This is a genomic window from Caldicellulosiruptor diazotrophicus, from assembly GCF_017347585.1.
GTDB lineage: Bacteria > Bacillota > Thermoanaerobacteria > Caldicellulosiruptorales > Caldicellulosiruptoraceae > Caldicellulosiruptor > Caldicellulosiruptor diazotrophicus.
In genome coordinates this window covers 1,590,144-1,614,750 of sequence record NZ_AP024480.1, presented here as the reverse complement: position 1 = coordinate 1,614,750, position 24,607 = coordinate 1,590,144, and the positions used below count along the sequence as shown (strand labels likewise).

Sequence of the window (24,607 nt, the reverse complement as noted above, 5' to 3'; positions counted from 1 at the left end):
AGTGAGGTAGTATTTTATGGTGATTAAAGAAAAAAATAAATTAGTTAAAGATTTTTTGGTTAAATATTGGTATGTATTGTTGTGTGATATAATTATTTTCTCTCTACAAAATATTGTAGACATATATTTGGTATCAAAATTAGGAGTTTATATGGATGCAGCATTAAAAAGAGATTTTTATTTATTGAAAAACAACATAATTAATCTTCTATTTATTCTGTGTATTGTTATTTTTGTTTTGCCGTGCATATCTTCTATATATAGAGCTTTATTGTTTGGGAAGGTAGTAGTCCTACACGATACTAATATCTACAAAAAATTTTTGTGTCAAAAGCTTTTGAAATTAAGTAAATTGACAGTTGGTGAAGTGCTGACAAGATTTAATGATGATATAAGATTATTTAGATTTGCAATTTTGGATGTTGTTGAAATTTTATTTTCTTGTATATTCATACTTTACGTACTATATGTAATGATAAAAATAGAAATTTTTTATTCAATATTATCTTTTATATTAGTTTTACTTCCTATAATAGTTCCTCTAATCACAAAAAAACAAAACCAGAGAATTACAAAATATGGTCAGGAGAGGAAAGATGAATTAAGAGAATTAGAAAATCAAGTTGTTCAAAGTTTTATGTATATCAAAGTTCATTCATTAGAAAAGGAAATAGAGGAAATGATAAAAAAGTGCTACCAAGACTTTATTGAAAAGTATGTAAAAGAGAAGATCAAAACTTCAGTTATTTTAAAGACAATGGATGATACTTTCTCTCAGATTTCAATGCTATTTATGTATATTTTGGGCAGTTATTTTATGTTAAGAAATAAAATTTCCTTGGGAGATTTTATAAAAATAGCTGGATATTCAATTTTGATAAAGGGAATGATAAATTACATCATTAATACGATTAACCAGTTTTATAAACTTAAAATATTCTCAAAGAGGATATTAGATTTAATAAACTCTCCAGAAAGACATGGAGGAAAAGTACTAACAAAGGATATAGAAATTGTAGAGATAAAAAATATAGGATATAGGTTTGATAAAGATTATATTTTCAAGAATATTTCTCTTGACATAAAAAAAGGAGATAAAGTAGCAATAATAGGTGAAAATGGGTCTGGAAAGACTACTTTTTTAAAAATTCTTTTGGGTTTCTATGAGGACTATGAAGGTGAAATTTACATTAATGGGATTGAACTCAAGGAAATAAATTTAGAGAGTTTAAGAGAAAGTATTGGGTATTGTTCTCAACAGCCATTTATATTTAACTTTTCAGTGGAAGATAATATCAAGATGGTGAAATTCAACAAAGAAATAAATACTTTAGAGAGCGTTATGAAAAAACTAATGTTGGAAGAAATAAAAGACAAACGTGCGGGTGATAATGGAATTTATTTATCAGGTGGGCAAAAACAACGAATTTCTCTTGGGAGAGCAATGCTCAAAGGGAGGCAATTTTATTTGTTTGACGAAGTAACTGCAAATTTAGATGAAGAGGGGAAAAAAGTTATTTCCAGTCTGCTAGAAGATCCAAACACTACTATTATTATGGTTACTCATGAAAGGAACTTATTGAGATATTTTAATAAAATTTATCAAATCGATTTCAATTAAATTTTATTTTAGGAGGAGAATGGTATATAATGAAAGTATATGAGGTTTTATATAATTACTTGATAAATTATATAAAAGATGAGAGTCTTCTATATAAATTTGCTGAAAGTTACGAACTAGATAGAGTATTATTTTCAAAATATAATTTAGATGACGAAATCTTAAATAGAACAACCGCAAAAATAAAATTTCAAAAATTTATCAATGATATTATATTTAACGAGATGTTAAATATAAATGAAATTTGTTCGAAGATAAAAGTTTTGTTTTTGAAAGGTATTTTACTAAGCTATGATTTATATAAATACCCAGAAATTAGAAAAACAAGTGATATAGATATTTTAGTTACTTGTGACGATTTACCAGTATTATTAGACCATTTAGGTAAGTTAGGATATAAAGATGAAAAAGGATTACATGTAGGTGATAATTTAATTAACGTTTATGATTTAAAACTACGAGGACATAATCATTTACCTTCTATGAACAAACAATTAATTATTGGAAGTATGCTAGTTAATGTTCCGATAGAAGTTCATTTAAAATTTACATGTAACTGGGATGATGAAAATAAGTTTATAAAACAATTGATAAATAAAGCAGAACAATATAAAGTTAAAGGGAAAATTTTCTATCGGTTAGATGTTAACAATAATTTTTTATATTTATTATATCATTTTTCAAAGGATTTTATCTTGGATTATTATTCTATGTTAACAGAAGGGAAGGAGCCATACTTAAGATTATTACTACTTATAGATATTTTACTTTTTGAGAATAAGTATAGAAATAAGATTGTTTGGGAGGAGATATTAAAAAATGCCGAAAAACTAAATATAGTAGGTGAAGTTCTATTTGCATTAAAGTTAATTTCAGAAATATTTCCTAAAGGAATGTATCAAAAATATATAGTTGAACTCCAAAATGTCTATCATAACTCTCTTCATAATGTAAAAGAAGGTTTTAGAAAAAAAGTTATTAAAGAGTTATTGAAATATAATGCTTCAAAGCTTATTTTTAGTAACAAAGCAGACATAATAAAAACAGCTATTTTTAAATTGAGAGAAGATATATTTCTTATTTGCCCATATAAAATTAGAAAATCTTGCGAAAATATATTATTTTATAATTTGAAATGTTGTTTGTTAAATACAGAAACATATGAAAGGAATGAAATAATTTTAAATGGAGAAAATATTTCTATTGGAGTTAGCTGGGACTATAGTTTTTTCATTATTGTAATAAAATTACCATCATCAGAATTAGAACATTGGTATAAAAAAGATATGGAAATTATTTTAAGTTTTTACAATTATCAAATATTAAAGATGATAGATATTAAAATCAAAGATGTTAGTGGGGAGAAAAGAATAATTGAAGGTGAGTATAATGTTAATCAAGATAAGATGTTAGAAAATATACTTGATAAAGTACAAATAACAAAAAACGATGATAGCTTTTTACTTCAGCTAAAAATTCCTTGGAATGTTATATTAATTAATCCAAAACAGGGCAACAGATTTTTATTTGATATTCAAGTTAATGAAAAAGTAGATAAAAATATTGATAAAATAAATTATTTGGGTTGTTGGTTTTTAGCAATAAATGATCCTACAACAATGGCAGAAGTAATATTAGTTAAATAAAGATTTGTTTTGTTATATCTATGAATTAGAGCGATGAATTAGATTGATAGAACGATGACGAAATATCAATAGTAGACTCAATTTTTATAGAAGTTAGATTTATTTTTTTGCGCAAGGGTATATTTATTGTTGGTTCAATGTTGGGTAAAATAGATAATAACAAAGCATTACCGGTAATATAAAATGTGCATTTTCAGCAAAGAAAGTAGTTTTATTTAAAAACAAAAGAAAGTTGAAAGCATCCATAAATTTATGTAAATTTTGCAAGCGAAAAGTGTATCAATTATATTATGGCTGCAGAGATTCTATCGAAGATTGAAAGTGAAAGCAGCAAACTTGCCCTTAAGCTAAAAGAATTTTCATCTGAATGTGAAAGGATTTCATTACAAATTTCAGAGGCAGATAATTCTTTAAAACTTTATCTCAAATTCGATTGACAGTATTGCTGTAGCTACCAAACATCTTGCAGATGCTCAAGGAAAAGTTGTAAGTGGTTATAACAAAATTGACAAAGGTCAAAGGCAAATAATCTCAGGTGTAAACCTTATGTATTCAAAAATTCAGGAATTTGACAAACAAAAAGAACAGATTCTAAAAAAAGTTGATGAACTTCAGACAGGGTTTACAAGCTTAAAATCAGCGCTTTTGCAGATTTCTGATGCACTTAACAAGATGGCAAATTCTATGAAGAGTATGAAGGGTTATTTTGAAGGATACAAAACAACAAACATCCTTTACGTCCCACCAGAGGCTATAAAAAGCAGTAGCTTCAAAAAGGCTTTAGATTCATATATGAACAAAGATAGAACAATAACAAAGATAATCTTGATTCTTGACACAAATCCGTATACAAACAAGGCAATTGATATTGTTGATAATGTGGAAAAGGTTTTAAATAACTCTTTAGAGTTTATAAACACAAAGTTTGTGTCGGTAGGAGTTGGTGGGATATCATCTTCAAACCATGATTTGAAGAGCATTTATTTTAAAGATTTTAAGACTTTGAGACTTATAATGATAATAAGCATTTTGATACTCATGTTCATTATTTCAAGGTCAATCTTCAATGCAGCTGTGATGGTAGTAATAGTTTTTGTCGACTACTACCTTGCACTCTCTATAACAGAGATGATTTTCAAAGGAATATTCAAGTACGAAGCACTCAACTGGGCAGTGCCATTTTTCACCTTTGTTGTGTTCTTAGCTCTGGGTATAGACTACAGTGTATTTTTGTTGATAAGGTTTTATGAATATAGAAATTTAGAGCTTTCTGAAGCACTAAAGTTTACCTCAGCAAACATTGGTCATGTTGTAACATCAGCGGTGATAATTTTAGCCGGCACATTTGCGGCAATGCTGCCATCAGGGATTTTGACATTAATGCAGGTTTCAATCTGTGTTGTGATAGGCCTTGTTCTGCTTGCATTTTTCCTTTTGCCGTTTTTGTTCAATAGTTTGATGAGGGTAAAGAGAGATATAGTTTAAAAATGCTTTTAAAAAGCAATTTAGATAGCTGCCTCCAGAGAAGGGGGCAGCTTTTTGTTTGTGAAAAAACAAGAGAGAATTTAAGAAATTTAGAGATATTAAAAGAAAGAGGGAGCTGATAGCTAAAAATTGCATGAAATTAACTAAAAAAAAAAAAACGAGTTTGACAGGATAAAAATTAATAAAGTAAAATTGAGGTGAAAATTCCAAGGAGAATATTAATAAATATAGCAATTTACATATTGCCTCTCGTAAATGAGATAGATTATATGCAAATAGGATGGTATACCAGGGAATATAAAAAAGAAAATATTAAAACATGCTTATATATAATTATTGAGGTTCAATTTTATCTTACAAAAGAATGATTTGACACTTGATCATCTAAACTATTACATAAAACGCTCATAATGAGCGTTTTATAACATTACAAAATATTCTAACAAGAGAGGAGGTGCTATTTAACGATGAAAAATTACTCTAAACCTGTTGTTAAAAGGGTAGTTAGAGGTTTAGTAGTAATGGGCGGTCACAAAGTTTAAATCATTAGTGGCAAGTCACTTTTAGTGACTTGCCAATACTAACAAGAAACGCGAGGGGATTTTATGTTAGCTTATTATGTAACAATTTTTTTAAAAGGCACTGCAAAAGGGTTATTTTTTCCTATTTGGATATTGCATATGTCAAACAACAAAATTTCTTTGTTTTTTATTGGTATATTAGGTACAGTTTTGGAAACAGTTAGGTTTATCACAGAAATTCCTCTTGGGGCATTTGCAGATAAATATGGTAGAAAAGTTTCATTATTTTTATCAGCTTTTTTATATTTTATAGCTTTTTTCTTATTTTCATTGGGAAATACAATTTATATGTTTGTATTTTCAGTATTAATAATGGGATTAGCTGATTCTTTCGAATCTGGAGCATTAGAGGCATGGTTAGCTGATCATTTGATTCTGAAAGGGAAAGTCGATAAACTTGAAAATGAGTTGAGAAAAATGTACATTATTTTGATTGCTGGAAGTATTATTGGAGCAATTTTTATAACCTATTTGTACAAAATGAATACTATTATGCCATTTTTAGTGTCAGCAGTATTATATTTAATTGCTACCTTAATAACATGTATTTTTGTACCTGAATCGTTGCCAGTATCTCATAATTCGAATATCAATAAGTCAATAATAAATAAAATAAAATTATCTGTTTCTTATGTGATGTCAAGTAAAACTCTATTGTTATTGTCATTAGCAATGTTTTTATTTGCAATAGGATTTGATGGTATAGAAAGATTTTATCAGACATATTTAAAATATAGAAAATTCAACGTTTTTTGGATAAGCAATATATATATAATTAGTGCTATTTTTGGTCTTGCATTTATGTTTTTACAAAACATGTTGATTAACAATAAAAAGAATGATTTATTAATAATTGGCAATCTAAAAATTTCAATGTTTATAATACTAACTGTTGCTATCTTTATAAACTTAAATATTATCTCGTACTTATGTTTAGTGTCCTTTTTTGTATTAGAAGTTATTCTTAGACCTTATCTTCAGAGCTATCTAAATAAATTTATTGATTCTGAAATAAGGGCTACTACATTATCTTTTTTTCAATTTGCAGAGGCTAGCGGCGAAATTTTAGCAGGTATAGGAATTGGTTACTTTATAAAGGTTTTAGGTATTTCATATGGTTTGTTTGTAAGTGCTGTATTTATTTTAATTTCGGGTTTAGCAGTTTTTGTTTTGTTATTTTTTGAAAGGATATATTGAAATACTGATTAAAATGGGGGGTGTTTAGATGTCTAAATATAAACAAGTAAAAGTGGATTATAGAATATTTAAAAATGGATATTTATTTAGTAATGGAATTGCTTTAAACAAAACAGCTTTTGAAATATGGGAATGTTGTAGAGAACCTGTAGATGAGAATATAATTGTAAAAAAGTTCTTTGAAAAATATACGCCTCAATCTGATGAAGATAAAAAAATGATTATTGAAGATATAAAAAATTGCCTGAATTTATTGATAGAAGGGAATCTTATCGAAAGGATTGATAAATAAATGGAATTAGTGGATACTTCTATTGGAATTAAGGAGATATTAGGTGATATACCAATACTTGCTGCTTCAATAAGAGTAACTAAAAGATGTAATGCATTTTGCAAACATTGCTATGGTAACTCAGGTGAACCATTTAATAATGAGTTAACTACTCGAGAAATTAAGAAGCTAATAGACGTTTATAGTGATGAATTTGGAGTAAAGAAAATCTTTTTTACAGGCGGTGAGCCATTTGCAAGAGGAGATATAGTAGAGATATTACAATATGCGTACTATAAAAATATGGAAATATTAATAAGTACTAATGGTTCTCTACTCACAAAAGATATACTAAAAGAAATACAAAATATAAACTTTTCTATGTTTCAAATTAGTATTGATGGACCTAAGGAAATTCATAATAAAATTAGAGGTGATGGGTTTTTCGAAAAAGCAATAAATGCTTTAAAATTATTAAAAGAGTTGAATTTTAAAAATGTGACAATAGCTACTTGTCTTATGAAAGAAAATTATGATCAAATTAATAAAATAATTGATATTGTAGTTGAATATGAAGTTGATATATATTCTTTAGTTTTACTTTTAGTAGCTGGTAGAGCTAATAGTGAACTAGATGTAACTTCGCAAGAATTAAAATTAGCAATTAATGATTTGTTTAGTGCTTATAGAAAATATAAAGGAAAATTCAAGTTAGCAGAAAATAGTATTATTCCGCCAGCTTTAGTACCTGCCAATTTACGAGAAGAAGGTCTGCATAAGCAATTTGAGGTATGTTGTGCATTTCCTAATATCATAGGTATTGAAGCAAATGGTGATGTTGCTCCATGTGATGGTTTTTTTACTTTTCCTGAATATATTGCAGGAAACATAAGAGAATCTTCTGTCTTGGATATATGGGAAAGGTCTAATGTATTTTCAAAGTTGTCCGAACTAAATAGATTAGATATTAAAGGTGTTTGTAGTAAATGTATATTTCTAAGTACATGTGCAGGTAGTTGTCGTGCCTCAGCGTATGCGTATTATAAAGATATACATGCACCATTTCCAACGTGCCAAAAACTATATGAAGAGGGTCTTTTCCCGCCGGATTGTATAGTAGGAGAGTGAATTTTGAAAATGTTTGTAAATAGTGAAGATATTTTCAGTAGCATACCCATATTATCTGCTTCGGTTAAAGTTACTCGTAAATGTAATTTAGCTTGCAAACATTGTTATGTAGCAAATAAAAATTTTGATTATCAAAGTGAACTTTCTGTTAACGAGATTAAATTGATAATTGAACAGTTATATGAGGCAGGTTGTTTAGACTTGTATTTAAATGGTGGAGAACCTTTTCTAAATGAAAACATATTAGAAATTTGTGAATTTGCACATAATAAAGGATTGAGAATTTCAGTGAGTACTAATGGAATTACTATCGACGAAGAAATAATAAAAATATTATCAAAATTTAATTTGAAGATTTTTCAAGTTAGTATAGATGGATTAGAAGAAACACATGATAAAATAAGAAATAAAATAGAAGCTTTTAGAGAAGGAATAAAAGCATTAAATTTAGCAAAGAGATATTTTAAAAATTCTGATACTACAGTGATAATGGCAACGACATTAATGGAAGATAACAAAAATCAAATTTTCAAGTTATATGATTTAGCTTGTGAATTAAACGTTGATACATATGCATTAATTCCATTACTTCCAACAGGAAGAGCTTGTTCTGCAATAGATGTATCAGTAAAAGAAAAAATGGATATTTTTAGTAATATAGCAGAATATTTTGTAAGTAAAAATACTTCTACCGAGCTAAGTCTTATTTTACCACCTGGTTTAATACCAAAAGTATTATCAACAAGAAAGTATGGGAAAGGTTATTACTGTACATTTCCAAACATAATAGGAATTGATTCTAATGGGAATATAGCACCATGTGATGGTTTATTAAATATAAATGAATTAATTATTGGGAATATTAGAGAAAAAACTATAGAAGAATGCTGGTACAGTTTTGTTATGGAGGAAATAAGAAATATCAATGTAAATCAATTAAAAGGAGTCTGCTCAATGTGTAAATTTCTCTCTACTTGTAGAGGTGGCTGTAGAGCTTATGCATATATCAAAACAGGTAGTTTTTATGCTTCTGATCCATTATGTCAAGAAATTTACGAAGCTGGTTTATTTCCTAAAGAATCTTTAAAGACATAGTTTATATTTTTTTATTTCGTTGGCAAACCAAATGTTTCCATAAACTGTACTTTTATTAAGAATTTTAGCTTTGATAGAAGTTTATATCTGCATTGTAATAGAGTTAGTTCTGCCTGCATTTTTCCTACATCCGTTTTTGTATAGTACTTTAATAAGAGTAAAAAGGGATATAATATAAAAGGAACTTCGAAAAAATTTGAAAGCTGCTTCCAAGAGAAGGGGGGCAGCTTTTTGTTTGTGAAAAAACAAGAGAGAATTTAAGAAATTTAGAGATATTAAAAGAAAGAGGGAGCTGATAGCTAAAAATTGCATGAAATTAACTAAAAAAAAAAAAAAAAACGAGTTTGACAGGATAAAAATTAATAAAGTAAAATTGAGGTGAAAATGCCAAGGAGAATATTAATAAATATAGCAATTTGCATATTGCCTCTCGCAAATGAGATAGTTTATATGCAAATAGGATGGTATGCCAGGGAATATAAAAAGAATATATTGCAACATGTTTATGTTTGTTACCATTATTTGTCTATTTGTTTATTATACTTAAAAGATTTCAAGTTACAATGGCATCAACTTCTCATGGGCGCTCATGAGAGGATGCAAAATAAAATAGGTAGGAGGAATGGGAATATGAAAAGCAGTAAAAAGAAGTTAGCTTTTTTAAGTATCATGACGATTTTTGTATTTATATTTAATGTATTTAACTTCTCTTTGTCATATGCTGAAGATGAAAAATATAAGATAGTTGGCAACTATACATTGCAAGATAGTAAATTGATAGAAAGTTTGCTCAACATTAATAGTCTTGTGCTAAAAAGTCCCAAAAATTATTTAAGGATTAATGATGATGGAAGTATTACTGTCAATGAATCAATAAAAGATATAGTCAAAGACGATAATTTAATATTGAAGTATAAAGAATGCATAAAATACCTTAACTTAGCTATAGAGGAAGGAATTATAGAAGTAAAAGATGATTTTAGTATACAGCTTTCAAAAAATATACAACTAAAAAATAAAAGTGTAAAAAGCGATAAAAATTCAATTGTTATTCAGCGTGATCCAGATGAGCCAGAGCGTGTATATTTGATAGAAATGTGCAGAGCTAATGTAAATGAATTGAACGGTATTTATTTATCAACATTAATTATTAGTGGAAATGCTGCCTTAGCGTATTCTGCAAAAGTTGCATATTGGACATCTAAAGTAAGAGAAGGTGGTGATTGGGATTACAAAAGAATATATGGATGGAATAAATTATATAAAATCGTTGTTGATGGTAAGATAGAGTATATACATGGAGAAGATATTGGTAATATTCATTATGGATATACAGGTAGATCATTACCTCTTCCAGCAGAAGTTTTATGTGCAGCTGCTGGACTTGTTCAAATATTATCTGGAACATGGGATATTTCTTACTATAAAAGCTATTTTGATGATCCGAAAGATCAAGAAGCAATTAGGAAAGGGATATCATGGTATGAGCAAGGTTTATAAATCTAATGGTTCAGCTGAAGTAAACAATGGTTCTTTTAAAAGAATATTAATCAAATTATTGAAAACAATATTAATGCTTATATTATTATTTTCTTTTTTTGTCTACTGGCTATTTTTTGATATAAACAGACTTCCGCATGGCGAATTTTTAAGTGAATCTTTATCCCCTGATGGAAAATATAAAATTAAATTTTACTTAATCAATGGTGGTGCAACAACAGCATATGGAGTTAGAGGAGAGCTGTGTTATAAAAATGGCTTGAAAATTAGAAACATATACTGGAACTACCCGGAAGATAAAGCTGATGTTAAATGGATAAATAATCATGTAGTTATAATTAATGGTCACAGATTAGACATTTTTAAAGACTCTTTTGATTTTAGAAAAGAATCTTTAAAAAGGCTGATAGAAAAACTTCGAAGTAAAAAACAAAAATTTCACGGTAAGTGATTAAGACGGTGATGTTTTTGTATTGTTGCCGTGTGAAAAGAATGTATATGTATTAAAAGTAAATTTATGGATGACAAGTGAGCAGTATATCAAATATAAAGAATCATTGAGAAGTAATGAAAATTTAATTGAAAACAAGAACTATGCTACACAGTTTAAAGAGCAATCTACTAAATATAGCATAGGTACTTCTAGTCTGACAAGAGACCAAATAATGTCTATTGCTTACCAGTACAATAATTACAAATGGTATTGTTTGAAACAAAATTATGATGGTACAAAGGTAGCAAATCCTAATTTGTAGCGAAGACCAGGTTATGATCAAGTTATTCATCGCGCGCGAAGTAAGTCTGATGTAGAAAGTTTATATAGAGCATACAAATGTCCTTTTGTATCGAATTAAGTATATTTTTGTTGATTGCATTATGCATGATAGTGATGCCTCTCTTGTGGTTATATATTTAATTGACCACAAGAGAGGATTTTCATATTTCTTGTCTTTAAATTTATTAAGATTGTGATGTTAAGCAAATCTACTAAAAACGTATTGAATAAAAGTTAGTATTAAAGTAAAATATAGTTAAGTTTTATAACAATAAAGAAAAGGATGTGAATAAATAAAGTCAACTAATAAATTTGCAATGAAAAAATTTCTTTTTGCTGGACTGACATTATTTGCAATAATATTAGTAGGATTTTTGTATGCATATTTTCTTCAATTAGGTATTGAAAAAATAGGATATGTAAAAGTATTAAATAACAAAAATCGAAATATATTATACGGAACCACGTTTGAGGAAAGACTTGTTGATAGCAAAGGGAATGATAAATTATTGTTTAAATTTAAAACATCCAATGCAGAGATTGACCAGAAATTAACGTTTTTCCTGCGCAGATTTTTTTCATGGGGAAAAAATCATGTGGCTTATACGCAGAATCTTAAAGAAGTAATTCTGGTTGATTATAAAACCGGAAGAGAAGTGTATAAACAAAGACTAAATGAGAGGGTTGAGTTTATTAATGTAAACAAGGTTAAAGAAGAATTTGTAATAGCTACTGAAAAAGCACTGTATATACTGAAATATCAGAATAAACAAGAAAATGATAAAAAATTCCCGTTCATATTGGAGCGTGTAGCAGAAGGTAAATTTTGGTTTCCTTCAATTTCAAGTGATTCAAGGTATATAGTGTGTGGCGAAATAGCGAGTAATAATATTTTAGCTACATCGCTTGTCTTGTTTGATTTGTTGAATAATACTAAGAAAAAGCTTATCTCTGAAAAAATGGGTAATTTACCATTAACAGTAGATCATAGATTGATATATTCTACTGCTATAAGCAAAGAAAATAAGTGGGTTGTAATTAGCACTTCTTCATCGGGAACTCCACCTTATAGATATCTAACGGCTATAAATTTAAAAAGCGGATTAGTAAAAGAATTTGGTTCAAATACAGGGTTGTGCAACTCTCCAGGATGTTTTGTTTCAAGTGATAAATATATGTTTACACAGGGTGAACCAGAATACAGAGAATTTGGTGATTATTCTCCCATTATAGAACCTTTTAGGTCTAAACCAGTAATTGTTGACCTAAATACTGGGAAATTGGAAATTGTTAATAATGTACCAAAAGACACAAATATTTACTGGCCTATATATAAAAATGATAAAACAATTTATTTTATCGACAGAAAATACTATTCATTTGTTCCGAATAAGATTTTTGACACCAATATTTATAGACTAAAAAATAAAAAATTTGAACTACTATTTCAGATAAAAGGCGGCATTGTAAGCTATGATGTGATTTCAAAATAGAGTTTTTGTGTTAATTAATGGCCTATCATTTTTTTATAACAGTTATGATAGAATAATTAGGTGAAACATCTTTATATTATAGAAAAATGCAATAAATTTATGAAATTTAATGAAAGAAAGAGCTAATAACTAAAAATTGCTTAAAATTGGCTTTAAAAAACGAGTTTGACAGGTTGAAAATTAATAATGTAAAATTAAGGTGAATTTGCTAAAGGAAATTTTAGCGAACATAGCAATATGCAGATAAACTTTTATAAATAAGACGGTTTTTATGCAAATCGAGAAGTAAACCAGAGGATATAGAAAAATATAGTGACCTGTTTATATTGTAAGCTGTTTATATAACTTAGAAGATTTTAGTTTACAGCGGCATCAACTTTTTAAATGGGCGCTCATGAAGGTATGCAAAATAAAATGGGAGGTGGATGGTAGATGTTTACCAAAAAAATGTTTAGAATGAACTTTGACAAAATCATTGCTTTTTGTTCAGTTTTGCTTTTAGTGTTAAGTAGTTGGAATTCTTTAGCTGCAACGGCTTTGAATAGTAACGAAATAGATAAAAGCCATAATAAAATACCATCTTATATGAAACCAGGCACGATTATTACATTTGATGAAAATGGAAAATTAATTGTTTTGTCTGAAGGCAGTGATAATCTAGTTTCTTTATCAAAAGAAGACAAAAAAATAGCAGAAAATTGTAAACCGCTACCTGAAGAGGATTTACCTGAAGTAGAGCCTGGAATGATAGTTGTATATGACGCATTAGGTGCACCAGTTGTTATTCATCAGGGGCAAGAAGAACCTTTGAAAATTGATTTAAAAGAAGTGAAATTAGATGAAATCAAAACTAATGATAGTAAATCAGAAAAAATAGAAAATAAAGCAAACAATGATGAAAATAGTAATAACATTTTGCAACAGGGTGCTACAAAGTTGAATACAGAAACAGGTTATATTTCATGGTATAATGGTGAAGGAAAAAAAGGAGCAGCAGGAGTTATATTGGATAGCGAAAGTGCTGCACATAAGACAATTGAATTTTGGACAAGGGTAAAAGTAACCAGTCTTGAAAATGGCAAAAGTACAATAGTAAAAATATTAGATAGAGGTCCATATGTGCAAGGTAGAATATTGGATATGGTAAAAACAGCATTTTCAAAAATTCATAATCCAAGCAAAGGAATTTTTAGGGGGAAAATAGAATGGCCTATTCAAAGTTAAAAATAGAAGTAATAAGGATAGTAGCAATTTTATTGCTACTATCCTTATCTTTAGGAATTTATAATAAAGGGGGAGCCAGCAAAGAAGAGGTAGTGGAAAAGTTACTTATCTCAGTATATGATAAAGATGGAAAGACTCATATGTGGAAGGTTATACCTAAAAAGAGAAAGGAAGAACTAATTCTTAAAAACAGGGAAGTTATGACCTTTGGAGATATTTCTACAAATGAGGAATGGCTTGCGTATGCTGATGCAATTGGAACTGGGCCTTGGGAGTTGTTTGTAAAGAATTTACAAAATCGAGAAGTATTTCAAGTAACTAATAATGATCAGGCTGGAGAAATAGATATTGAAATTCTCAGTGAAAAACCTTTGAAAATATGTGTATCAAGAGTTGGATTGAGTTCTCCAATACCAAGAATATGGATTTTTGATGTTGAAAAGAAAAAAGCTCAAATGGTAAAACCTATAAATTCTGATATGGTATTTGACGAAATTGAGGTGATTGATAGTAATCACATTTTGACTGTTGCTTATTCATATAAGGATGAGAAAAAGATGTATGAGGATAATTCCTCTGTTGATTCAATAAAACATACTTTTTACATCATTGATTTAAAAAATCAAAAATATACGAAAATTACTGAACTCAAAGCAGGATCAATTGGAGCTTTAGGTTTTGTACCAAAGAGTAATATTATTACTTTTAGTGCAACCAATATTTATCTAAACTCTACCAGAAAAAAGGGAGAAACGGGCATATACAAGTTAGATCTAAAGTCAAAAGTAATAGTACCAATACTAACTGAAAGTATGCTAAAAAAAATAAAAGATACACCTGTTGAGGAGTTTTCCTCTCCGATATCAGGTTATTTAAGTAATGATGGGAAAAAACTCTGGTTTATCGGTATTCCTAAAGATGCAAAGAGAATGTTTTTTGGCGAAGGGATTGAAGCTTATCCAAGCGCTGTTTTTGAATATGATTTAAGAGAGAAAAAGGTGCGAAAAATATTTGAAAAAAAGAATACTTTTATAACAAGGATGACAGTTTCATATGGGAAATAAAAATAGTGTTAAATCTAATTACTGTATCAAAGTATTAAATAAACAAACACTTTGTATTGCAAGAAAGGGGCTATCAAATTGTCTTTTTTTGACAGCCCCTGTTTTAATCTGTCCCCAAAATTTTCTTTTTAAAATCCTTTTGCTATCTCCTCAGCCTCTTTCAACGCAGTGAACATAATCTTTTCTACATCCTCACCTACGATGTCAAGCCGCTGAGCTGTTATCGTCTGAAAATCCTCAACTCCCATAAAACCCAAAATTGTTTTCAGGTACCTGTTTGCCATCTCAAAGTCCGAAAATGGTGGTGTTTTGTACTCTCCGCCTGTTGCCATGATATGAACTGCTTTTTTACCACGAAGAAGACCCACAGCCCCTTGTTCTGTGTATTTAAATGTTATTCCAGAGACTGTGATATAGTCTATATATGCCTTGAGGATTGCGGGAATGCCCAAATTCCACATAGGTGCAGCAAACACATACTTGTCAGCCTCAAGAAACTGATAGGCATACTTCAAAATATGGTGATGCTTTGATGCCTCAGTCTTTGGAGCAAAGATATCGTTGATGTCCTCTTGAGAAAGAAAATGAATTCCTTCTTTGTAAAGGTCTAAAGTGATAATCTGGTCATTTGGATGAAATTCTTTGTATACCTTTATAAAATGTTCCGAGATTATAAATGTTCTTGAACTTTGGTCGCTCTTTGGATTAGCCTTTATATACAGTAACTTTGCCACAATAAACTTCTCCTTATAAGTAATTTTCCTGATTATATTATACCCTTGTAAATCGATTATATAACTATGGTTTATTTAGAATTATTCAATGGAACCTTTCAAAACATCTATCATTTCATCAAGCGAGACTGTATGTTTTAAATTTGCTACATTTTTAGACTCAAGTGCTCTTTTTGCATAATATTCCATCCTGTCACTTGACAATTTTGGAATAGATTCTTTAACAAAAAATCTTACAAACTCAGAAAATTCATCTATGCTTTCAAAGTCCATGTTGTTTAAAACAAAGTTTACTTCTTCTTTTAAATATTTGCTTTCAAGCCTCAAAAAGCTTGAAAGTAAAATTGCATTGGCTCTTCCGTGAGGGATGTCATGGTAATAAGTAAGGTTGTAACCTAAAGGATGAACAATTAAAGTACCTGTTTGTGCAATAATTATTCCACCAATCAATGATATCCATGCAAACTTTTCAAGGTCAGTTTCTTTTAGATGGTTTTCTTTTAAATTACCTTTTGAGCTTGCAAACAGGCTCAATGCTTTTTTAGCGTAAGCTTCAATTATATGGTCTGAGGATTTTGAAAGGTAGCCTTCTATCACATGAGAAAGAGCATCAAAGAGGGTATTTACAATAACGTTATATGGCAATGTTAAAAGATATTTATAATCCACAATTGCTATTTTCGGGAAAATCAATTCTGAAGAAAAACTTTTCTTGTTTTCGATGGTTTTCAAGGTCAAGATTGAATATGGCGTAACTTCGCTTCCAGTACCACATGTTGTTGGTATTGCAACAATAGGTAAGCACTTTTCGAATTTTGAGTCAAAAAGGTCCTGAGCTTTTAGATTTTTTTCAGCACACAACACTGCCACTGCCTTTGATGAGTCAAGAGGAGAACCTCCGCCGATTCCAATTATAAAGTCTGGGGAAAACTCTCTTGCCAAGTTTGAAACTTCATCTATCTGTTCTACACTTGGGTTTTGAGCAATTTTGCTGTATATTGAATATTCAATTGAAAGTTCCTTTAATACAGTTGTTACATCTTCTAAAGAACCGTTCATCAGAGAAGATGGAGATGTCACGATGAAAGCTTTTTTACCGAGCCTGAAAAGGTCTTTATTTTTTAAAACACCATCTTTTTCAAATATGACCTTTGTTGGCATGAAAAATTTGCTCATTTTCAAGGCCTCCTTCATGGTAAGATACTATTTACGCTTTAAGATAAATTATAGCACATATTTTGTGCTAAAGATGTATAAAAGACCATCTTAGCAGGAAAAGTTATTTATTATAGAAAGTATTTTGAGACTAAACAAGGGGTGGTAAAACAACATGGCAAGCAAAGAACAGCAAAGAGCAGTTGCAAAACTCTGCCCAGAATTTAACGATGGGGGTTACTCTCATAAAGGCGATATAAGCTGTGATGTCTGTATTCACTGGGACGGGAAAAGGTGTAATATAAACTATTTTGATAATGTTCTGACCAGCATGGATCAGACATAAGGTTTTATAATGATATTTGAAAAATTTTTATTGATTTTTTGATTGAATTATCTTAAAATAAAGCTTGGCAAGAGATGTGGAGAGCCTGCAAATAGCTTCATTTAAAAAGGAGCTATTTGCAGGTTTTTTATTTACCATATTTTGAAAAGGGTGATAATATGAGTAGAATTTATGACGTTACTGTAATAGGAGCAGGGATAGTTGGCATGTCAATTTTAAGAGAGTTAACACGTTATAGATTGAACGTGTGTTGCCTCGAAAAAATGGAAGATGTCGCAGAAGGTGCGTCCAAAGCAAACTCCGCAATAGTTCACGCAGGTTATGACCCAATTGAAGGAACCAAAAAGGCAAGATTCAATGTTGAGGGGAACAATATATTTGCAGATATTTGCAATGAACTTGATGTTGAGTATAAGATGGTTGGGTCACTTGTGGTTGCATTTGATGATTATGAGATAAATGTGTTGGAAGAACTTTTGCAAAGAGGAAAAAGAAATGGTGTTAAAGGACTTGAGATAAAAAGTCAAGAGTGGGTTTTTGAAAATGAGCCGAATTTGAGCAGAAACATAAAAGCAGCACTTTTTGCTCCTTACTCGGGAATTACAAATCCGTATAAATTAACAGTCGCCCTTTTTGAAAATGCTGTTCAAAATGGAGCAGATATAATATTTAGCTTTGAAGTCTGCAAAATAGAAAAAGATGGAGACTATTTTGTGGTTCATTCAGCGGACAGCCGCTTTATAAAAACCAGGGTTTTGATAAATTGCGCAGGAGTGTATGCAGATGAAATAAGTAAATTGGCAGGAGCAAAGCTTTTTAAAATATATCCAAGACGCGGACAGTACTACATCTTAGACAAGCCAGATAAGATGCCAGTTACCAGAGTCATTTTCCAGGTACCCACAGAAAAGGGGAAAGGGATTTTAGTTGCCCCGACTGTAGATGGAAATGTACTTATTGGACCAAACTCTGAGTATATAGATGACAAGGATGACACAGCTACAACCCAAAAGGGGCTTGATGAGGTATTTGAAAAGGCAAAGAAAGTATTGCCAAGCCTGAGCAAGAGAGATGTAATAACAACCTTTTCTGGAATCAGAGCAACACCGGATAATCATGACTTTATCATTGAAGAAGATGAGAATGTTGAAAACTTCATAAACGTTGCAGGAATTGAGTCACCAGGTCTTACCTCATCAGTGGCGATAGGAAGGTATATTGCTGAAAAGGTTAGCAGCAAACTTAACGCAAAAAGGAATCTTAATTTTAATCCTTATAGAGAAGATATAAAAAGGTTTTTAAAACTTTCTGATGAAGAAAGAGTAAGAATGATTAAGCTTTATCCGAGCTTTGGAAACATTGTATGCAGATGTGAGCTTGTGTCTGAATACGAAATTCTTGAGGCAATAAAAAGAGGTGCAAGAACCATAGATGGTATTAAAAGAAGAACAAGAGCTGGTATGGGAAGGTGTCAGGGCGGTTTTTGTTTACCTCGTGTGATAGGTATTCTTTCAAGGGAGCTAAAAATTGACAAAACCAAAATAACAAAGTTCGGGAAGAACTCTTATATTCTGACCGAGAAAAGGTGGGAAGAGTGAGATGGAAAAATACAAAGTAGTTGTAATAGGTGGGGGACCGGCTGGTCTTGCGGCAGCTTTGGAAAGTTTTAAAATCTTGGATGATAAAAAAGTGCTGATAATAGAGAGAGACAAGTTTTTAGGAGGAATTTTAAACCAGTGTATTCATCCTGGCTTTGGACTTCACTATTTCAAGGAAGAACTAACAGGGCCTGAGTATGCCCACAGATTTGTTGAGCAGGTAGTAGAAAATCGGATAGAGTATCTTACCGAAACTCATGTGATAGACATAACTCCAGAAAAGGAAATAGTAGCTGTCAATAAAAAAGGACTTAAGAGGATAAAAGCAGATGCGATTGTGCTTGCAATGGGATGTAGAGAAAGAACAAGAGGTGCTATAATAACACCTGGAACAAGACCTGCGGGGATTTTCACAGCAGGCCAGGCACAGAGACTTATAAATATTGAAGGGTACAGGATTGGCAAAAAAGCGGTAATTGTTGGGTCTGGGGATATAGGTCTTATCATGGCAAGACGTCTTACTTTGGAAGGGATAGAGGTAAAGGCAGTGGTGGAGATAATGCCCTACTCTACAGGGCTTAGAAGAAACATTGTTCAATGCTTGGACGATTTTGGAATACCTCTTCTTTTATCACACAAGGTTGTAAAGATTCATGGTAAATACAGAGTTGAAGGGGTTACAATTGCAAAAGTGGATTCTCAGCTTCAAGAAATTCCAGCAACAGAAAGGTTTATCGAATGCGACACTGTGCTATTTTCTGTGGGGCTGATACCTGAAAATGAACTGAGTAAAAAAGCTGGAATTGTTCTTGATATCAAAACAGGAGGTCCAGTTGTTGACAATACATTTTCAACTTCGCAAAAAGGTATATTTGCCTGTGGAAATGTTCTTCATGTTCATGACCTTGTTGACAATGTTACATTAGAGGCACAGATAGCAGGAAGGTATGCTGCAATATATTCTCAGCACCCTGAGCTTTTTGAAAACAATATTCATGTAAATATAGTGGCAAAAGAGGGTATAAGATATGTTGTGCCGCAAAAGCTAAACAAGAACTTTGTCCAGCCCTTTGTTCTCAGATTTAGGGTAGATAATTTCTATAAAGATGCTATTGTGACTGTTTCCAATGCAGGCAAGGTTCTTGTTGAGTACAAAAAAAGCATTCTAACACCTGGGGAGATGGAGAGTATAGAAATTTCACAAAAGATTCTCTCTCAGCTGGATTTTTCTAATGATATTGTGGTGAGCTTACAAAACATTTAAAGGCAAAAAAGGAGAGAAGAAGCCAAGATGCAGAAAAATAAAGTCACATGCATTCTTTGCCCGAGAGGCTGCATAATTGAAAAAAAGGAGCAAGGCGGTACTTTTGAGTTTGTCGGATTTGGGTGCACAAGAGGGATGAAGTGGGCAAAAGAAGAGTTTACAAACCCTAAAAGAATTCTTACAACCACAGTCCATGTTAAAAGTGGTGAGATAGAGTTTGTACCTGTTCGAACAACCAAACCTATTCCTAAGGAGAAGATTTTTGAAGCTATCTCTATCTTAAAAGGCATAGAGGTTTTAGCACCAGTTGAGATAGGAAGTGTGATTGTGAAAAATATTCTTGATACTGGTGCTGATGTTGTTACAACAAGAAGAGTTGGTCAAAAAGAATCATTAGATAATTGAAAAAAGAGTATGTTTGCTTGTTGAGATTGCTACAGCTCCTGAAGACAGAGCTTGAATTATCTCATCTTTTGTCTCAATCATTCCTCCTGCGATGATAGGGACTGTGGTAGAAATGGCCAGCCTTTGTATTGCTTTTGGTATTACACCTGGTAGCACCTCAATTAGTGTTGGCTTGGAGTTTTCAATTATCTTAAGACCGGATGTTATTGACTGAGAGTCTATCAAAAATATTCTTTGAACACAGGGTATAAAAAGAGAAGCGGCATAGTTGATTAAGTTTTGTCTTGTTGATATAATACCATCAGCACCGCAGTTTATTAAAAACTCGATCCCTTTTTCATCTTTTCCCACACCTTCAATTAGGTCTATGTGGACGAAGACTATTTTGTTTTTCTGTTTTATCATATTAATTTCATCTTTAATGGTTAAAATAGATGAGTGAAGAAGAAAAACGATTTTGCACTCAGAGTTTATTGCATATTCAAGTATTGCTTTGTCTCTTATAGCTGGTATAATAGGATTTTGAATAAGTTTGTCTATCAAGTTTTCCATCATGGCAATTAGCTCCTTTTAAAGAGTTTTTAATATAATTATACACCCTGAAATAAAATTATAAAAACGGAGGCAGATAAAATTTGAGCAGTACAGTATCTACAAGAACAATACCAGTGATTCCTCTGCGTGGGCTTGTGGTTTTTCCATACATGATGCTTCACTTTGATGTTGGAAGACAAATTTCTCTTAAGGCATTAGAACAAGCCATGGAAAACGACCAGCTTGTTTTACTTCTTTCTCAAAAAGACCCCAAACAAGAAGAACCAGCACCAGATGATATGTATCAGTTTGGCACAGTTGCAAAGGTAAAGCAGATGTTAAAACTGCCAAGCGATACTTCAAGGATACTTGTTGAAGGGCTCTATAGAGCACGTGTAATAAAATATTTGTCAACAGACCCATATTTTTTAGTTGAGGTTGAAGAGTACAAAGAAAGTGAGGTTAAATTAGAAGATGACCCTGAATTAGAGGCACTCATAAGAAATGTGGTTGGAGCATTTGAAGAGTTTGCAAGACTTACAAACAAAATTCCTCCTGATGCTATTTTGTCTGTCACCACAATTCAAAGCCCTGACCAGCTTGCAGATGTTATAGCCGCAAATGTTGTTGTAAAGCTTGAAGATAAGCAGCTTTTGCTTGAAAAAGTTGACTTGAAAGAAAGACTTGCAAAGCTATATGAGACGTTATTAAAAGAAAAAGAAATAATTGAGATTGAAAGGAAAATTGCTATTAGAGTTAAAAAACAGATAGATAAGACTCAAAAAGAATATTACCTGAGAGAACAACTTAAAGCAATCCAGAGTGAACTTGGGGAAAAAGATAGTCTTTTTTCTGAGGCAGAGGAATATAGAGAGCAGGTCAGAAAACTTGGACTGAGTCAGGAAAGTCTTCAAAAGGTGTTCAAAGAAATAGATAGGCTTGAGAAATTGCCTCCAAACTCGCCTGAGGTTGGGGTTATAAGAACGTATCTTGACTGGATTGTTGACCTTCCATGGAATGTAAGAAGTGTTGAGAAAATTGATATAAATGTGGTCAAAAATGTGCTTGATGAAGACCATTATGGACTTACAAAAGTTAAAGAGAGAATACTTGAGTATATTGCTGTAAGGAAACTAAAAAACGATATGAAAGGACCTATTTTGTGTTTAGTGGGACCACCTGGTGTTGGAAAGACATCAATTGCAAAGTCGATAGCACGTGCAATTAACAGAAATTATGTAAGAATCTCACTTGGTGGTCTTCGGGATGAAGCAGAGATACGAGGACATAGGAAAACCTATGTTGGGGCAATGCCAGGAAGAATTATTTATGCTCTTCGTCAGGCAAAGACAAAAAACCCTCTTATACTTTTAGATGAAATTGACAAAATGTCACACGATTTTAGAGGTGACCCTGCATCAGCACTTTTGGAGGTTTTGGACAGTGAACAGAACTTTGCATTCCGCGACCATTATATTGAAATTCCTTTTGATTTATCTGAGGTAATGTTTATTGCGACAGCAAACACACTTGAAACAATCCCAAGACCTTTGCTTGACAGGCTCGAAGTGATTGAGATTACAGGATATACTGAAGAAGAGAAGCTTGAGATTGCAAGAAGGTATCTTTTGCCTAAACAGATGGAACAAAATGGGCTCAAAAAATCTCAGCTAAGATGTGAAACAGAAGCTATTAGAGATGTAATAACATTCTACACGCGCGAATCTGGTGTAAGAAACTTAGAAAGAGAAATTGCAAGACTTTGCCGACGAGTTGCTAAAGAGATTTTAGAAGAAAACAAGAAAATTGTAAGAGTTACTCAAAAAAATTTGGAAAAGTATTTAGGTGTTCGAAAGTACAGAAGAGATGAGCTGATTGAGCAAGACAGAGTTGGAATTGTGACAGGTCTTGCATGGACACCTTTTGGCGGAGAGACGCTCTATGTCGAAGCGCTTGTGATGCCTGGGAGTGGCAAATTGGAGCTCACAGGCCAGCTTGGAGATGTCATGAAAGAGTCAGCAAAGGCAGCTGTGAGCATTATAAGGTCAAGGGCCAAAGAACTTGGGATTGACGAAAACTTTTACAAAGAGTGTGATATTCACATTCATGTTCCAGAAGGTGCTATTCCAAAAGATGGACCGTCTGCTGGAGTAACAATGGCAACTGCAATGGTTTCAGCACTTTCACAGAGAAAGGTTAGATACGATATTGCTATGACAGGAGAGATTACTTTAAGCGGCAGAGTACTTCCAATTGGCGGTGTAAAAGAGAAGGTTTTAGCAGCAAAAAGAGTGGGTATAAAAAACGTTATTCTTCCTTTTGAAAACAAAAAGGATGTGGATGAGCTTGAAGACTATGTGAAGAAAGATATGAACTTTATATTTGTAAAGACAATTGATGAGGTATTTAATATTGCGATTGTAAAGTAAAGGGGGTGAAAATTAATTTGAAAATCAATCTTTCAAATGCAAGGCTTGAAAAGGTTGCTGTGAAAAAAGAAGACTATCCGCCGATTAAAATGCCAGAGATGTGCATATGCGGAAGGTCAAACGTGGGGAAATCTTCTTTTATAAATGCCGTGTTCAAAGACAAGCTTGCAAAGGTTGGGTCAACCCCAGGTAAAACCCGAACAATCAATTTTTTCAATATAGACAACAAGTTCAGGGTTGTAGATCTTCCAGGTTATGGTTATGCCGAGGTTTCAAAAGAGGAAAAACGAAGATGGAAAACAATGATTGAGGAGTACTTGCTTGAAAGGCAGGAGCTAAAACTTTCTGTTTTACTTTTAGATTCAAGACATCTTCCCACAGAAGATGATAAAATAATGCTTGGCTTTTTTGACAAAAAAGAAATTCCAATAATGATTGTTCTAACAAAGTGTGATAAACTTTCGAATAATGAACTTGCAAAAAATACAGTGCTTATTTCAAAAGAACTGGGGATTGAAAAGGAACTATTTTACCAATTTTCTGCCAAATCTGGTATGGGAGTAAAACAGGTCCAGTATGCTATAATTAAGTTTATGGAAGAGGCAATATTGCAGGAGAAGGGTAAAAAATGAGGTATGCGATCATCAGCAGCTGTCTTATAGGTCTTAACACAAAATATGATGGGACAAACAATTTAAGAGAAGAAGTTGTTGAAAGATTGAAAAATGAGTACATTCTTATTCCCATTTGTCCTGAACAGCTTGGTGGACTTCCAACACCACGAAATCCCTGTGAGATAAAAGATGGCAGGGTTATTGATTTAACAGGTAGGGATTTTACCAATAATTTTTATAAAGGTGCGTATGAGGCTTTAAAACTTGCAAGGTTTTTCGGTGCACAGATTGCATTTTTAAAGTCTAAAAGTCCTTCTTGTGGCTGTGGCAAAATCTATGACGGAAGCTTTTCAAGAAAACTGATTGAAGGGAATGGCATCACAGCAGATATTTTCATGCGAAATGATATCAAAGTGGTCTGTATTGATTAAGATTATAGAGGGTGTAA

The 24,607-nt window shown here is 31.6% G+C and carries 22 protein-coding genes and 1 pseudogene; 20 read left to right on the top strand and 3 right to left on the bottom strand.

Annotation, left to right across the window (positions count from 1 at the left end; all coding sequences use genetic code 11):
- Positions 1-16: 16 nt before the first annotated feature.
- The 13 genes and pseudogenes from CaldiYA01_RS07855 (at position 17) to CaldiYA01_RS07795 (ending at position 15,080) form a co-directional block, all read left to right on the top strand.
- Positions 17-1,621: an ATP-binding cassette domain-containing protein gene (locus CaldiYA01_RS07855; protein WP_013430691.1), complete on the top strand. Its 1,605-nt coding sequence runs from the start codon at positions 17-19 to the stop codon at positions 1,619-1,621.
- A gap of 29 nt (positions 1,622-1,650) precedes the next feature.
- Complete coding sequence (locus CaldiYA01_RS07850; protein WP_207178495.1) at positions 1,651-3,267, top strand: nucleotidyltransferase family protein; 1,617 nt, start codon at positions 1,651-1,653, stop codon at positions 3,265-3,267.
- A gap of 272 nt (positions 3,268-3,539) precedes the next feature.
- Positions 3,540-4,752: pseudogene (locus tag CaldiYA01_RS07845) on the top strand (MMPL family transporter); the annotation flags it as partial.
- Positions 4,753-5,357: 605 nt separating this feature from the next.
- The gene (locus CaldiYA01_RS07840) at positions 5,358-6,530 is read left to right on the top strand and encodes an MFS transporter (RefSeq protein ID WP_127352160.1); all 1,173 of its coding nucleotides are present in this window, start codon (positions 5,358-5,360) and stop codon (positions 6,528-6,530) included.
- Between the two features lie 28 nt (positions 6,531-6,558).
- Complete coding sequence (locus tag CaldiYA01_RS07835; RefSeq protein WP_207178493.1) at positions 6,559-6,822, top strand: PqqD family protein; 264 nt, start codon at positions 6,559-6,561, stop codon at positions 6,820-6,822.
- Positions 6,823-7,929, top strand: coding sequence for a radical SAM/SPASM domain-containing protein (locus tag CaldiYA01_RS07830; RefSeq protein ID WP_207178491.1), 1,107 nt, complete (start codon positions 6,823-6,825; stop codon positions 7,927-7,929).
- 9 nt (positions 7,930-7,938) lie between these two features.
- Positions 7,939-9,024 (top strand): radical SAM/SPASM domain-containing protein, encoded by a 1,086-nt coding sequence (locus tag CaldiYA01_RS07825; protein WP_238480625.1) that lies wholly within the window; start codon positions 7,939-7,941, stop codon positions 9,022-9,024.
- A 384-nt stretch (positions 9,025-9,408) separates the two neighbouring features.
- Complete coding sequence (locus CaldiYA01_RS07820) at positions 9,409-10,524, top strand: polymorphic toxin type 44 domain-containing protein (RefSeq protein ID WP_238480498.1); 1,116 nt, start codon at positions 9,409-9,411, stop codon at positions 10,522-10,524.
- Entirely contained in the window at positions 10,508-10,975 is a 468-nt protein-coding gene (locus tag CaldiYA01_RS07815) for a DUF5412 family protein (protein WP_011917022.1), read from the top strand. Before CaldiYA01_RS07820 ends, CaldiYA01_RS07815 begins: the two co-directional genes overlap by 17 nt.
- A 25-nt stretch (positions 10,976-11,000) precedes the next feature.
- Positions 11,001-11,279 (top strand): hypothetical protein, encoded by a 279-nt coding sequence (locus CaldiYA01_RS07810; protein ID WP_238480497.1) that lies wholly within the window; start codon positions 11,001-11,003, stop codon positions 11,277-11,279.
- A 313-nt stretch (positions 11,280-11,592) separates the two neighbouring features.
- Positions 11,593-12,792 carry a hypothetical protein gene (locus CaldiYA01_RS07805; protein ID WP_207182787.1) on the top strand — a complete coding sequence of 400 codons (1,200 nt, stop codon included), beginning with the start codon at positions 11,593-11,595 and terminating at the stop codon, positions 12,790-12,792.
- Between the two features lie 432 nt (positions 12,793-13,224).
- Positions 13,225-14,016, top strand: a complete 792-nt coding sequence (locus CaldiYA01_RS07800) for a septal ring lytic transglycosylase RlpA family protein (RefSeq protein WP_207178487.1) — start codon at positions 13,225-13,227, stop codon at positions 14,014-14,016.
- Positions 13,998-15,080 carry a hypothetical protein gene (locus CaldiYA01_RS07795; protein ID WP_207178485.1) on the top strand — a complete coding sequence of 361 codons (1,083 nt, stop codon included), beginning with the start codon at positions 13,998-14,000 and terminating at the stop codon, positions 15,078-15,080. Before CaldiYA01_RS07800 ends, CaldiYA01_RS07795 begins: the two co-directional genes overlap by 19 nt.
- A 128-nt stretch (positions 15,081-15,208) precedes the next feature.
- On the opposite strand, the gene CaldiYA01_RS07790 is transcribed toward CaldiYA01_RS07795, so the two are convergent.
- Positions 15,209-15,814, bottom strand: a complete 606-nt coding sequence (locus CaldiYA01_RS07790; protein ID WP_207178483.1) for an FMN-dependent NADH-azoreductase — start codon at positions 15,812-15,814, stop codon at positions 15,209-15,211.
- An 81-nt stretch (positions 15,815-15,895) separates the two neighbouring features.
- Positions 15,896-16,990 carry an iron-containing alcohol dehydrogenase family protein gene (locus CaldiYA01_RS07785; RefSeq protein ID WP_207178481.1) on the bottom strand — a complete coding sequence of 365 codons (1,095 nt, stop codon included), beginning with the start codon at positions 16,988-16,990 and terminating at the stop codon, positions 15,896-15,898.
- A 154-nt stretch (positions 16,991-17,144) separates the two neighbouring features.
- Between CaldiYA01_RS07785 and CaldiYA01_RS07780 the strand changes: the two genes are divergently transcribed.
- The 4 genes from CaldiYA01_RS07780 (at position 17,145) to CaldiYA01_RS07765 (ending at position 20,582) form a co-directional block, all read left to right on the top strand.
- A complete protein-coding gene (locus CaldiYA01_RS07780) occupies positions 17,145-17,315 on the top strand; it encodes a hypothetical protein (protein ID WP_207178479.1) in 171 nt (56 codons plus the stop codon).
- Positions 17,316-17,473: 158 nt separating this feature from the next.
- Positions 17,474-18,913, top strand: a complete 1,440-nt coding sequence (locus CaldiYA01_RS07775; protein ID WP_207178477.1) for an NAD(P)/FAD-dependent oxidoreductase — start codon at positions 17,474-17,476, stop codon at positions 18,911-18,913.
- Position 18,914: 1 nt separating this feature from the next.
- Positions 18,915-20,177: an NAD(P)/FAD-dependent oxidoreductase gene (locus CaldiYA01_RS07770; RefSeq protein ID WP_207178475.1), complete on the top strand. Its 1,263-nt coding sequence runs from the start codon at positions 18,915-18,917 to the stop codon at positions 20,175-20,177.
- 27 nt (positions 20,178-20,204) lie between these two features.
- The gene (locus CaldiYA01_RS07765; protein WP_207178473.1) at positions 20,205-20,582 is read left to right on the top strand and encodes a DUF1667 domain-containing protein; all 378 of its coding nucleotides are present in this window, start codon (positions 20,205-20,207) and stop codon (positions 20,580-20,582) included.
- Here CaldiYA01_RS07765 and CaldiYA01_RS07760 read toward each other — a convergent pair.
- Entirely contained in the window at positions 20,571-21,134 is a 564-nt protein-coding gene (locus CaldiYA01_RS07760; RefSeq protein WP_207178471.1) for a glycerol-3-phosphate responsive antiterminator, read from the bottom strand. The two genes, CaldiYA01_RS07765 and CaldiYA01_RS07760, sit on opposite strands and share 12 nt — an antisense overlap.
- An 83-nt stretch (positions 21,135-21,217) precedes the next feature.
- Between CaldiYA01_RS07760 and lon the strand changes: the two genes are divergently transcribed.
- From lon to CaldiYA01_RS07745, 3 genes are read left to right on the top strand one after another with little or no spacing between them, the layout of a single operon-like run.
- Entirely contained in the window at positions 21,218-23,545 is a 2,328-nt protein-coding gene (gene lon, locus CaldiYA01_RS07755) for an endopeptidase La (protein WP_207178469.1), read from the top strand.
- A gap of 17 nt (positions 23,546-23,562) precedes the next feature.
- On the top strand, positions 23,563-24,177 hold the full coding sequence (yihA, locus tag CaldiYA01_RS07750; RefSeq protein ID WP_207178467.1) for a ribosome biogenesis GTP-binding protein YihA/YsxC: 615 nt from the start codon (positions 23,563-23,565) through the stop codon (positions 24,175-24,177).
- Positions 24,174-24,590, top strand: a complete 417-nt coding sequence (locus CaldiYA01_RS07745) for a DUF523 domain-containing protein (protein WP_207178465.1) — start codon at positions 24,174-24,176, stop codon at positions 24,588-24,590. Before yihA ends, CaldiYA01_RS07745 begins: the two co-directional genes overlap by 4 nt.
- Positions 24,591-24,607 lie beyond the last annotated feature (17 nt).